The 13,303-nt window shown below is 51.9% G+C and carries 7 protein-coding genes; 4 read left to right on the forward strand and 3 right to left on the reverse strand.

The genetic code is table 11. The features are described 5' to 3' along the window. Positions 1–67: 67 nt before the first annotated feature. Positions 68–6,313, forward strand: coding sequence for a pectinesterase family protein (locus DFP97_RS15185; protein ID WP_114381046.1), 6,246 nt, complete (start codon positions 68–70; stop codon positions 6,311–6,313). A gap of 135 nt (positions 6,314–6,448) precedes the next feature. After that, positions 6,449–7,474, forward strand: a complete 1,026-nt coding sequence (locus tag DFP97_RS15190; RefSeq protein ID WP_114381047.1) for an SGNH/GDSL hydrolase family protein — start codon at positions 6,449–6,451, stop codon at positions 7,472–7,474. A gap of 421 nt (positions 7,475–7,895) precedes the next feature. Here the strand turns inward: DFP97_RS15190 and DFP97_RS15195 are convergent, their stop codons facing one another. After that, positions 7,896–8,177 (reverse strand): pectinesterase family protein, encoded by a 282-nt coding sequence (locus tag DFP97_RS15195; protein ID WP_114381048.1) that lies wholly within the window; start codon positions 8,175–8,177, stop codon positions 7,896–7,898. Positions 8,178–8,402: 225 nt separating this feature from the next. Here DFP97_RS15195 and DFP97_RS15200 point away from each other — a divergent pair, with 225 nt between their 5' ends. Further along, positions 8,403–9,506, forward strand: coding sequence for a glycoside hydrolase family 88/105 protein (locus tag DFP97_RS15200; RefSeq protein WP_114381049.1), 1,104 nt, complete (start codon positions 8,403–8,405; stop codon positions 9,504–9,506). A 20-nt stretch (positions 9,507–9,526) separates the two neighbouring features. Next, positions 9,527–11,101 carry a glycoside hydrolase family 43 protein gene (locus DFP97_RS15205; RefSeq protein WP_114381050.1) on the forward strand — a complete coding sequence of 525 codons (1,575 nt, stop codon included), beginning with the start codon at positions 9,527–9,529 and terminating at the stop codon, positions 11,099–11,101. A gap of 122 nt (positions 11,102–11,223) precedes the next feature. Here DFP97_RS15205 and DFP97_RS15210 read toward each other — a convergent pair whose 3' ends face one another. Then, a complete protein-coding gene (locus DFP97_RS15210; RefSeq protein WP_114381051.1) occupies positions 11,224–12,072 on the reverse strand; it encodes an AraC family transcriptional regulator in 849 nt (282 codons plus the stop codon). Positions 12,073–12,366: 294 nt separating this feature from the next. Continuing rightward, a complete protein-coding gene (locus tag DFP97_RS15215) occupies positions 12,367–13,293 on the reverse strand; it encodes a helix-turn-helix domain-containing protein (protein WP_114381052.1) in 927 nt (308 codons plus the stop codon). Positions 13,294–13,303 lie beyond the last annotated feature (10 nt).

Here is a 13,303-nt window from a genome sequence, read left to right on the forward strand (position 1 = left end):
TAGAACTCATCAGTAGTGAGGAAATGAAATCGTAACACAAATCGATCTTATAAGTGGAGGCACTTTAATGCGAGGAAAATTATCTAAAATGCTATGCGCTTTGTTATGCTGCGCGATGCTGCCGTTCGGCCCTGCGGCCGCTTCGGCTGAAACCGTAACCGCCGAACGGATTCCCGCATTTCCGGGTGCCGAAGGCGGCGGGATGTACACGACGGGAGGTCGTGGTGGAGATGTATATGAGGTGACCAATCTGAATGATTCTGGCCCCGGTTCGCTGCGTGATGCGGTCAGCTCCGGGAATCGGACCGTCATTTTCCAGGTGTCCGGAACGATTCATCTACTATCGTCTCTCAGAATCGCCGGCTCGAACTTGACGATCGCCGGTCAAACCGCCCCGGGAGACGGCATTACGGTCGCCGATTACCAAACGACCCTTAGCGCGGATAATGTAATCATCCGCTATATGCGGTTCCGCGTCGGCGACAAGCACCCCAGCGAGGCTGATGCTTTCGGCGTGCGCGGACACCAAAATTTCATCATCGATCACTGTTCATTCAGCTATTCCGTCGATGAAACGTTATCGCCATACCAAAATAAAAACACCACCGTTCAATGGTCCATCATCTCCGAGAGCATGCTGCACTCAACCCACGCGAAAGGAAATCACGGATACGGCGGGATCTTCGGCGGGGAAAACGCCACGTTCCATCATAATCTGATCGCCCATCACTCCAGCCGTAACCCGCGTTTTGCCGCGGATGTAGGCCAGACAGTGGATTTTCGCAACAACGTGATTTACAACTGGGGCTTCAAATCCGTTTATGGCGGGGAGAACGCTTCGGTCAATATGGTAAACAACTACTATAAATTCGGTCCGGATACGAGATACGGATTTACCCGCAATCTGATCATGGACCCGCCTCCCGCCACAAGCAAATTCTATCTGGAAGGCAACTACATGGACGGTTCTCCGGAAGTCACCGCAGATAACTGGAGCGGGGTCAGCAGCGTTCCTGATGGGGTGAAGCTGAGCAGTCCGGTTCCGTTTGCCGAGCAGGTGTCGATGCAATCCGCAGAAGAAGCTTATCAGGCTGTTCTGGCCGATGCGGGAGCGTCACTTCCTATACGGGATTCTTTTGACGCCCGCGTAGTGAACGACGTCGTCAACCGGACAGGCCGTATTCTCAATTCGCCAAAGGAGGTCGGGGGAATCCTTGATTATGCTTCTGCTGCTGCCCCGGTCGATACGGATCATGACGGAATGCCGGACAGCTGGGAGCTGGCGAGAGGCCTTAACCCTGTCGATGCGGGGGATGGAAAAATCGTTGGTGCCGACGGTTACACCAACCTGGAGCATTATTTGAACTCCATATCGGGAAGCGGCTCGAAAAATCCGCTGGTCAGCGTTACAGGTCCCGCACCTCACGCGCTGGCCGAAACCGGAAGCCAAATCGTAATACAGGCTGCAGCATCCGATCCGGACGGCAGTGTAGCCAAGGTAGAGTATTACGCTAATGATGTAAAAATCGGGGAAACGAGTGCGGCGCCCCATTCCTTCATTTGGACCAATGCACCCGAGGGAACCTATTATTTAACTGCCCGGGCCATTGACAATACGGGGACCGCAACGAGCTCAACGGCCGTACCTGTTCATGTGAACGATCAGGGCAGTGTCACCCCTTGGGTTCTGAATGATATCGGTACAGTGGGCATTCCGGGGACAGCTTCGCTGAAAGAGGGTGTTTTCACTGTCAAAAGCGCGGGTCTCATTGGCGGTTCGGCAGACAGTTTCTCTTATTTGTACCAGCCGCTCCAAGGTAACGGAGAAATCATAGCGCGCGTGGATGATGTCAGCCCGATTACGGACGGCACGCAGGCCGGGGTTATGATTCGTGCGTCGTTGACTCCGGATTCGCCGGCAGCAGCTATGACAGCTTCTTTCGTCAAATTGGGTACGGCCGGAAGGTTTCTTGCGCGAACGGCGCAAGGGGCCGTAATGACAGAACAGCAGGTTGACGGCTTTGCGGCGCCGGGATGGGTAAAGCTGGTACGTATCGATAACCGAATTGATGCGCTTCTTTCGCAGGACGGCCAGTTGTGGACAGCTGTCGGTTCCCAAACGTTCGAACAGCTGCCGGAAACGGTTTATTACGGACTGGCGCTCGACGCGGCAAAAACAAACAATGACATCAATAACTATAATGCCAGCCATTTTTCCAATGTCCGTCTGCAGCAGCTAACGCCCCTTCCGGCGGCTCCTACGGGATTGAAGGCGACAGCAGGCGTCTCGGTAGAGTTAACCTGGAGCCCGGTCAGCGGCGCGACGGGTTATCTGGTCAAGCGTTCCTCGATACAGGGGGGACCTTATAGTGTTATTGCAGAGACGAATCAGAACACGTCCTTCACAGACAGCACGGTTACTGTCGGAACAACTTATTATTACGTGGTCAGTGCAATGAACGGCACCGGCGAAGGACCCAATTCGGGCGAAGTTAGCGCAACGGCGACCGGAACTGCCATCATTTCCATTTTAGATGAAAGCTTTGAGGATCAGAACATTGGCGACCAGCCTGCCGGTTACTCAGTTGTGCCGGATCCCCCTACAAGCACGAACTGGGTCAAGATTGATGCCATTCCGGAAGGCACAACGGGCAACACGTCACAGAAGGTTATACAGCTTTACGATCAAGGGAATATCAACACCAAACTGACAAGATCATTCGAACCGCAAACGGGACTGGTTACGGTGGAAGTGGACTTTATGCAGCCGCTAATCGCCGGTACCGCCAGGCCTATCGTCATTCTTGACAAACCGGCAGGAAATGTGGCGGTTGAGCTTCTGGTCGCCTCAACCGGGATACAGTACCGCTCGGCCAGCGGAAATCTGCCGCTCCCAAACTCAACGCCATTAACGGCAAAGAAGTGGTACCAGTTCCAAATCGATCTCGATGTGTCGGGCAAGACAGCCGACGTATATATCAACAATGAGATTATGGCTAAAATTCCATTTTACAGCACAAGGGTTGCTTCAATTGCAGCGATTCATTCCTTTACACCGGGAACTGGGAGGGGAAATCACTTTTGGGATAATGTGAAAGTTTACCTCCAGCCTGCGCCCGCTCCTCGCGGACTCGCCGCAACGATCGGCAACGAACAGGTCCAGTTGAGATGGAATGCCGCGAGTGGAGCGACTTCCTATAACGTAAAAAGGAGCTTGACCGACGGAGGCCCTTACACGCCAATCGCGCGAGATATCGCCGAAACGACCTACATCGACAGCGGCTTGACGAACGATACGACCTACTACTATGTCGTGACGGCCAACAATCCGGTCGGCGAAAGCGGAAACTCAAACCAAATCGCCGCGACGCCGATCTTGCTGCCGGATAAACCGGCGGCGCCAGCCTCCTTGAGCTCGGTTCCGCGAAACGCGCAAGTATCGCTGGAATGGGCAGCGGTAGAAGGAGCGACCTCATACACACTGAAGCGCTCCACCGTTTCCGGAGGACCATATACGAACGTGAAAACGAATATGACCGGCAACGCGTACACCGACAACGGTCTGGCAAACGGACAAACGTACTACTATGTCGTAACCGCCGTGAACATTGCCGGGGAAAGCGTGCCTTCGCAGGAAATGGTCGCAACGCCGGTCGCACCGCTCCAGTCCCCGTCCGGTCTGCAAGCGGCAGCCGGTGATGGGCAAGCAAGCATCACATGGCAGCCGGTTGCCTCGGCCGAATCGTATACCGTCAAGCGCAGTACGGTCAGCGGCGGTCCTTATACGTCTGTCGCGACCGGGCTGAGCGGAACGGCATACACCGATACCGGCTTGACGAACGGGACCGCTTACTATTACGTCGTATCGGCCAAGGGAGGCGGCACGATCAGCAGCAACTCGCCGCAGGTTCGGGTCATTCCGGCTCCCGCGAACGGTACACCGACCGCTCCGGCGTACGTTAAGCTCGAAGCAGGGAATACACAAGTACGCATCAGCTGGACGGCTTCCGACGGAGCGCTTTCGTACAATGTGAAAAGAAGCGCGGCATTGAGCGGGCCGTTCGAAACGATTGCGGCGAACGTCGACGGAACGGCTTATACCGACAACGGGGTGACCAACGGAACCAAGTATTACTATTCGGTTACGGCCTTAAATGCGAAAGGGGAAAGCATCGGCTCGTATCCGGCGGCAGCCGTACCGGCGCGGACCATCGTCGTAGCCAAGGACGGGACCGGAGACTTCCTGACGATTCAGGCAGCGATTGATGCGATTCCGGCCAATAACACCAAAAGGACCGTTATCTATATTCGCAACGGTGTCTATCGGGAGCAAATCGTCGTACCGGCAAACAAGCCGTATGTAAGCTTTGTCGGCGAAAGCGCAACCGGAACGATTCTCGTCTACCATCTTAACGTGAATTCCAAGAAACCTGACGGTACGCCGTATAGTACGCTCGAAACGGTGACGGCAGTCCTGCAAGGCAGCGATTTTTCGGCCGACAACATGACCTTCCAGAACGACTCCGGTCAAGGCACGGGTCAGGCGCTCGCCGGTTATATAAGCGGGGACCGCGGTGTATTCAAAAATGTCCGTTTCCTCGGCTTTCAGGATACGATCTACATTGCGGGCCGGCAGTATTTCAAAGACTGCTATATCGAAGGCGACGTCGATTTCATTTACGGTCCGGCGACCGCGTTCTTCCAAAACAACGAGCTGCACAGCAAGCGGAACGGCGGTTATATAACCGCGGCAAACACCGATCAGAACAAGCCTTACGGCTACGTATTCGTGGGCACGAAGATAACGGCCGATCCGGGCGTGACGTCCGGCTACTTGGGCCGTCCGTGGCGGGCATATGCGAACGTTGTGTTCCTGGACAGCTGGATGGATGCGTTCCTAGCCGGGCCAGGCTGGCATAACTGGGGCAACCCGGACAACGAGCTGACCGCGCGGTATGCGGAATACAATACGAGTGGCCCCGGCAACGATCCGGTTCACCGCGTCAATTGGCAGAAGCAGCTGACGCCGGAGGAAGCGAACGCTTATACGCTGCAGCAAGTACTGAAAGGCAGCGACGGGTGGGATCCGTCCGAAGACGCTGTCATTCCGGGCGCGCCGACGGCCGACCGCACGCTGCTTACGGACTTGCTGGATCAAGCGGACGTAGTTGTTGCCGATTATTTCACCGACGACAGCTATGCGGCGTTCCAAACGGCGTTAACGAGTGCGAAATCGGTTGCCGCGAACGCCAGAGCAACCCAAAGCGAAGTTGATGCAGCTGCCGACAGCCTGAAGTCGACACTGAACGGCTTGATCTATAAGATTGCGGCATCCGTGGATCCCGCCGCGCCGAATGGGAACGGCTGGTACACGGTGCCGGTTACCGTCATGTTATCGACTTACGGCAGTGCGGAATACAAAATGAACGATGAGGTTTCCTGGCATTCTTATACAAAGCCGATCGTTTTGGATCAGGAAGGCGCTTTTACGGTCAGCTACCGTTCCAAGAACAGCGCAGGGACTGCCGGAACCGTTCATACTGCGACAGCAAATATCGACAGGACGGCTCCCGTTACAACCGCAACTGTAAGTCGGGCGGCGCCTAACGGCAGCAGCGGCTGGTATACGTCAGATGTAACGGTAAGCTTGTCTGTATCTGACAATTTGTCGGGCGCGGCGAAATCGGAGTACAGTTTGGATGACGGAGCGACCTGGCAGCCTTATCTGTCAGCGTTAACGATAGATAAAGACGGCAAATATACCGTCAGCTACCGCTCGACGGACAATGCGGGCAATGTGGAAACGACGAAAACGATTGGCTTCAATCTCGATAAGAGTGCACCGACCATTACGGTATCAGGAGTGGTGTACGGCACGTACAGCGATTCCATGGATATTACGCCGATTATTACGCTCAGCGACAACTGGTCCGGAGTTTACGGCAGCAAGACGACGGTCACGTTGGATACGTATGGCATACAACAGGGAGAGAAAATTCAGCTGTTTACGCTGCCGCTTGGCCCGCACACTTTTACGGTAACGTCGAGCGACCTGGCAGGGAATACGAGCAGCCGAACCGTCTTGTTCCACACTACGACAAGTATCCAATCCATGCAGGCCTTGGTCACACACTTTACGAATGTCGGATGGATCGATAATGCAGGTATAGCCGCTAGCTTGCAAAGCATGTTGAAAGCGAATGAGTTAGAAGCTTTTGTAAACTTTGTGAAGGCGGAAAGCGGCAAACAGATTTCAAGTCAGGCCGCAGGCTACTTGGTTCGGGATGCCCAGTATTTATTATCCAAACAATAAGAGAATGTAGAGCGATCGAGGTTCCAATTTGGAAGAATGGTATAAAGCCCGGCTGTACGCCGGGCTTTGATTTTGAGGGCACGGCTGAACGTAAGAAATGATACGGTTTTGCAGCGTTACAGGAGGGAAGCACGAATGATTTATGGAAATGTTAGTCTCCACAATGTGGCGGAGCTTCTAACGGATGACGGAAACGGTGTTCTGCTTTCGCGAGTGCCTAATGCGCTTCGTCTATTGCTAAATGAAAAGGCGCAGAAGCGGGCATTAAACGGGGCTGGCGTTGAGCTTCGTTTCCTTCTGCATGGAGAAGAGGCGGTAATTGAATGGATGTTGGAACCAGGGGAAGGTATATCCCCCAAGGGAATTGCCGAGGTGTTTCAAGGCTCCTTCCAAAGTGATTATGAAACCACGCCGCAGATTGTTCGTCCTGGAGTTACATGTCTTAAAGTGAAGAGAAACCAGAAGCACCATAAGTTTCTCCAGGAGCAGTACCAAGCGGGACAGTTCCCATTTGACCCTTCCGTAGTTAGAGTCTTGCTGCCCCAAGACAGCACGATTCGCCTATTGCGTATCGACGGGGAGACCAGTCCTCCCCGTCCAGACCAGGTCCCGGAGGAACGTTATTTAGCTTACGGGTCTTCGATTACGTTCGGAGGGGACGCCGCGGTTCCCTCCGGAGGGTACGCGGCAAGAACCGCTGGCAGGCTTGGTGTTGACTTGATCAACCTGGGCTTTTCCGGAAGTTGTTATCTCGAAGAGGCAATGGCTGATTATATCGCAGAAAGGAATGATTGGGCGTTTGCATCCGTGGAACTCGGGATAAATGTCATCGGTTTGATGCCGGTTGATCAATTCGGACAAAAGACGGAATATTTCCTTCGACGCGTGTCCGACAGCCATCCGGACAAATGGTTGTTCTGTATCGATATTTTCACCTGCCACCGTGACCTGTTTGAAGAAGCGATCGTTCGGCAATATCGCGAAGTTTTGCAACAGAAGGTGAGAGAGCTGAATCGGCCTCGACTGGTGTATCTTTCCGGTCGAGAGCTTCTTCCGGATTGGAGAGGGTTAAGTGTGGATCTGCTCCATCCTTCCACGGAAGGTATGTTTGATATTTCTCTACGATTGGCTCGCCGAATACAGGGTTATAGAAATGACTAGAATGGCACTCCGATCCTAATTAATGGTATTGTTAACGACTTTCACCACATTTTTATTCTAGTCGTGAGCGGTTTGCTGCTTCCGATAGCGGTTCGGTGTAACACCGGTAATTTTCTTAAATGTTTAGTGAATTGGGCGATATTTTCGAATCCGACGTTTTCGGTCTGTGGCGGGCTGACGGACATTTACATACCAGAGAACAAACTACATTTCTCCATGTGAAAATGAATGTCTACATATGCTTTGGACGCATTTCCGCAGTGATTTTCTCAGGTTCGGATTCGTTCCCGGTAGCCCAAGTACGGCTTTCCGCTTGCTCTAATTTCGCTCAATGTCTCGAACGGTTGATTAATGTTTGTGATTCTGTAGCCGCTCCGTCACACGAATATTTCGCGCAGCACGTATTACGTTTCATTGCCTTTCAAGCAATCCGGTCCGCATCGATGAACGCGGCTACCGCTTGACCGGTTCGCGGTCCGGAGTCGTTCCGGATGGTAAGCCGCTCCTCTGCGTATGCATAAAAGCTTCCACTGCGAAACGTGCCGAGCGGCTGCCCGTCCGGCCCGAGTGTATGGGCGTTGTCGGAGTAGACGAGCACCGTCGCGTCTGCGCCTTCTCCGATCATTTGAATGGACGCCTTATTTTTCGGGCCGTATATTTTTTCGCGATATACGCCTTTTCCAATCTCAATGATAACAGGCATTAACTGATTCAATCTATATATTAATAATTTCGAAGGGCAAAAACTACCGACTCAACTGTCGATGCCAAGCAGAACAAATAAGTAATTTTCAGCAGGAGTGAACAGGGATGAACTTGGCTGTACCGGGAAAAGAGCATTAAAAGCAAAAAATGAAGGGAAATGAGCATAAAACCTGAACAATAAGTTCAGCTATTTTTTTATAATCTCAATTAGAGGTGATAAAGAATGAAGCATGAAACGCGATGGTCGATCCGAACGGCGGATACCATTGTCTCTCAGGCCGGAAGCGACAGCTTGCATCCGGAAATCGAGAAGCGGTGGGCATATGTGCCGGGAATGATGCTGATGGCGATCGCCCGTACGGGCGAGTATTACGAATTGGATTCCTATTATGAGTTCATGAAGCGGCATATGGATTTGTTTGTGAAAGAGGATGGCTCCATTCGGGGATACAGAGTGGAAGAGTACAATCTCGATCAGATCAACCAGGGAAAAAACTTGTTCAAGCTCATCGAGCGAACGGGAGATTCCCGTTACGAGCAAGCCGCGCACTCGCTTGCCGTGCAGCTGATCGGACAGCCCAGAACGACGGAGGGCGGTTTTTGGCATAAGAAGATTTACCCTTTCCAGATGTGGTTGGACGGACTGTACATGTCTTCTCCTTTCCTGGCCCAATATGCGAAAACATTTGATCGGCCGGATTTGTTCGACGAGGTTGCCCTTCAACTGTTGTTGGTGGAACGGAAAACTCGCGACTCGAGGACAGGACTGCTCTATCACGGCTGGGATGAAGCGGTCGAGCAAAACTGGGCCAATCCGAAAACGGGTTGCTCCCAAAATTTCTGGAGCCGGGCAATGGGATGGTATGCGATGGCTTTGGTGGACAGCCTTGAGCATTTACCGGCAGATCATCCGAAGCGCGGCACGATCATCGGAATTTTTGAACGGATGTGCGGCGCGCTGGCCCGAGTTCAAGAACAGGTGAGCGGCTTGTGGTTTCAAGTTTTGGATCAGGGCTTCCGGGAAGGAAATTATCTGGAGACTTCCGGATCCAGCATGTTCATATATGCTCTTGCCAAGGGGGCGAGACTGCAATATCTTGAAAAGCCTGCAAGGAAAGTGGCAGAGAAGGCGTTCGTAGGATTGCTCGACCGGTTTGTCGAGGCGAACAATTCCGGCGTCCATCTCCACTCGATATGCCACGGGGCTGGATTAAGTACCGACAGGGACGGCACTTACGGCTATTATATCAGAGAGAAAATCGTGTCGGATTCCCACATCGGCGTAGCTCCGTTCCTTCTGGCTTGCCTGGAGATGGAGAAATTATAGGAAGAGTAGGTGAATTGTGCATGCATAATACAACAGACGGGTTGAAGCAAAAGGCGTGGATTTCCGATCAGGGGGATGGGACTTTCGTGAATCCGGTCCTTCATGCGGATTATTCCGATCTGGACGTCATCAGGGTCGGTGAGGATTTCTACATGACCGCTTCGAGTTTTAGCCATATACCGGGACTACCGATCCTTCATTCGAAGGACTTGATTAACTGGACGCTGATTAACCATGTCATTCAGCGAATGGATTTGCCCGGATATGACAAGCCGCAGCACGGCAACGGGGTGTGGGCGCCGGCTCTTCGTTATCACGCGGGTAAGTTTTGGATGTATTACGGGGATCCGGACGTTGGGATCTTTATGAGCACGGCGGACGATCCCGCCGGAGAATGGGAGCCGCTGCACCTTGTCAAAGAAGGCAAAGGCTTGATCGACACTTGCCCCTTCTGGGACGACGACGGACAAGCGTATTTGGTGCACGCCTTCGCGAACAGCCGGGCCGGCATTAAACACAAGTTAAGACTTTGCAAAATGTCGTCGGACGGCAATCAGCTTCTTGACGAGGGACAAATTATTTTCGACGGAACGGAACATCATCCGACCTTGGAAGGTCCGAAGATGTACAAGCGAAACGGGTATTACTATATTTTTGCGCCAGCCGGCGGGGTCGCTACGGGCTGGCAGACGATTTTACGCGCTTCCTTCATCTATGGACCGTATGAAGATAAAATCGTTTTGCATCAAGGCGATACGGCGATCAACGGACCTCACCAAGGCGGATGGGTCGAATTGGAGTCCGGAGAGTCCTGGTTTCTGCACTTTCAAGACAAAGGGGCATACGGCCGAATCTTGCATTTGCAGCCTGTCCGCTGGATGGACGATTGGCCGTTGATGGGCATTGACCGCAATGGCGACGGCATCGGGGAACCGGTTGTTCGTCATCCGAAGCCAAACGTAGGAAAAGATTATCCTGCGGCAGCTCCGGCCGACTCCGACGAGTTCGACGGGGGCTCGAGCTTGGGACTCCAATGGCAATGGCAGGCAAACCCGAGTCCTGCTTGGTACTCATTAGACCGGGAAAGCCATCTCCGATTGTACCCTCAACCTCTTCCTGCCGATGCATTAAACTTATATCACGCACCGCATCTGCTGATGCAGAAGTTTCCCGCGGAATCGTTCCAGGCGGAAGCTCTTCTTGACTGCACTTCGTTGCAGGCAGGGGAGCGGGCGGGTTTGATCGTTTTCGGATACAACTATGCTTATGTCGCACTCCAGAAGAAGGAAGACGGTTCCGGGTTCGAACTGTTGCGGACGGAAGGCAACGGGACGGATGAAACCGTCTTCTGGACAACTGTCTTGACGGCTGGGACAGTCGTACTCCGTGTAACGGTAACCGGAGGAGCTTCCTGCCGATTTGAGTATAGCATCGGGGACGGCGGCGGGTTTGCCCCGTGCGGCGAGACGGTGTTTGAAGCTTCCAAGGGCCATTGGGTCGGCGCGAAGGTGGGTTTGTTTGCCTTGCGGCCTCAAGACGCTCTTGCCTGCGGATATGTGGATAGTGACTGGTTTCGCGTTACGCAGACCGTGTGAATTATTGCGGAAACAAACGAACTGAATCGTCGAACATTCCCCAGATGAAGAAAAATCGGCCGGTCTCGGGCATCATACCCGAGGCCGGCCGAACTCTATTTTTCTTGAATCATTAACGGATTTTACGCGTGACGTTTACGGTACTGAAGCGGCGTCGTTCCGACGATCTTCTTGAAAGTCTTATTAAAATGGGCGATATGCTCGAAACCGGCTTGCTCGGAAATCAGCTGCACGGAATTCCGACTGTTTACAAGCAATTTCTGCGCTTCTTTTATTCTCACTACCTGCAAATACTCCCGAAAGTGAAAGCCCGTCAGTCTCGTAAAAATACGGCTAAGGTAGGAGGGACTGATATAAAATTGCTTGGCAACCTGCTCCAGTGTAATTTTCTGATCGTAGTTGGAGTTGATATATTGCGCGATATCGGTCACCTTCTGGTGCATCGGGTGCTCGTACTCATGAGATTCTTGCCCTTGCAACGACTGCTCGATGCGGTACATCCGGATCAAAAGCTCGTTCATCAACGACCGGACCAATGAAGTATAGTAGTCCGCCTGAGTCTCGCATTCCTCAAGCATCTGGTGCAGCAGCCGCTCGATTTCCGTCTGATCCTTCAACGGGATTTTGATCAATCGGGAACACCCGCCCTTCAGCAATTCGCTAATGTGCGGATTTCCCCGCTCGTCGAAAGCCGGAGAGAAGCTGAGCAATATTCTCTCAAACCGCAATTTGTCCGAGCTTGCGGTGGAGTGGAGATCGTGAGGCTTGATAATCATCAAGTCGCCCTTCTTGACCGTAAATACTTTGCCGTTCAAGAAATATACCCTTTCCCCGTTCAGCAAATAATATAGTTCGAAGAACGGATGCTCATGAGGACGTTTCATGCTGCAAAATCCTGTGCGGGATATGTATTGGATTGAAAACATATTGCTGTCCTCGATAACGTATTTCTGCCTGAATTCATCATTCATGAACGATTTCTCCTTTCAGGAAGTCCGAATGCATTCCGTATGAATTTTTATACCACGCGTACGGGAGTTTATCAAGAGGTTGCGGCCACTCTTTACATCTTCTTCCGTTTCTCTCCACTTGCCTCTAGCTACAGAAACCATTGAATTGTTAACGAAACAGAGGAGCTTGAATAACCGCTACATTCGTTATTACAACTATTACAGATATCAGTGGGGACTAAAAAAAGATGACTCCTGTTCAGTACAGGAATCATCTCTTAAGTGTGGCATAAAGGGCTAACCCCTCTTATTTTTTTATGTATCTGTGCTTGAGTCAGGACTAAGAGCATTCGTATAGGATTTGGGCCGGTATTGTAACGGAGACATGCCGGTCCATCGTTTGAACTGCCGACTGAAATGGCTCTGTGATACAAAACCGAGCTGCTCTGAGATCATCTGGATTTTTAAATCGGTACACAGTAATAAATGTTTGGCTTGCTGCAGTTTTTTGTTCGTCATATATTGCCGTGGGGACACCTTGTATACCTTTGTAAAAAGCTTATGGCATTGTATTCGACTTAAACAAAACTGCTTAGCGATCAAGCTAATAGAAAAAGTAGGTGAGTAGAGGTTGTCCGAGATGTATTGCTCGATTCGGTGGGCGGTTTCCACCTCATATAACGAGTTTTCTTGTCGAGGTATCCGCGGTGGATCCGAATTCAGAAACTGTATATCAATGATTTCACTCAGTATCATGAGAATGACCGCCTGCAAGCGAAGTCTTTCTTTAATGAGAATAATATTTTCGATATCCGGGGGAAAACCGGTTGACGCCGTCGTGGCCAAGATGTTGTTCTTGATAAACTCGTCCAAATTTTCGAGTGGTAATCCCGAACGCGAAAATTGGCTAATGTTCCATTTTTGGAGGGGCTGGGATTGAAACAATAGGCGAAAATCCAAATCATCAATGTCAAAATGAATGGAAAGGTAAATATAGTTGTCGGGACCGGTATTCATCACATGATGGCGCAGGCCGGGAGGAATGATGAGCCAATCCCCCTTACCGAAAGTGACCGAGTACCCATCGACATATTGAACCGCAGTGCCGTCGTAGCAATACAGCAGCTCAAAGATTTTATGATGATGGTCAGGATAGGCCCATCCGGGCTCCGCAACGCGAAAATGAAAGCCGATGAGCTGCAGCGTACTCATAATATCCGGGAAGCTGACTTTGTAAGCCAAAGGTGTTTCC

Origin of the sequence: Paenibacillus prosopidis (assembly GCF_003337375.1) — a bacterium.
Lineage (GTDB): Bacteria > Bacillota > Bacilli > Paenibacillales > Paenibacillaceae > Pristimantibacillus > Pristimantibacillus prosopidis.

Bases quoted from the DNA above. Each gene is read 5' to 3' on its own strand.
- DFP97_RS15205 (WP_114381050.1), top strand. From the start codon at position 9,527: ATGCATAATACAACAGACGGGTTGAAGCAAAAGGCGTGGATTTCCGAT.
- DFP97_RS15190 (WP_114381047.1), top strand. From the start codon at position 6,449: ATGATTTATGGAAATGTTAGTCTCCACAATGTGGCGGAGCTTCTAACG.
- DFP97_RS15195 (WP_114381048.1), bottom strand. From the start codon at position 8,177: ATGCCTGTTATCATTGAGATTGGAAAAGGCGTATATCGCGAAAAAATA.
- DFP97_RS15185 (WP_114381046.1), top strand. From the start codon at position 68: ATGCGAGGAAAATTATCTAAAATGCTATGCGCTTTGTTATGCTGCGCG.
- DFP97_RS15200 (WP_114381049.1), top strand. From the start codon at position 8,403: ATGAAGCATGAAACGCGATGGTCGATCCGAACGGCGGATACCATTGTC.
- DFP97_RS15210 (WP_114381051.1), bottom strand. From the start codon at position 12,072: ATGAATGATGAATTCAGGCAGAAATACGTTATCGAGGACAGCAATATG.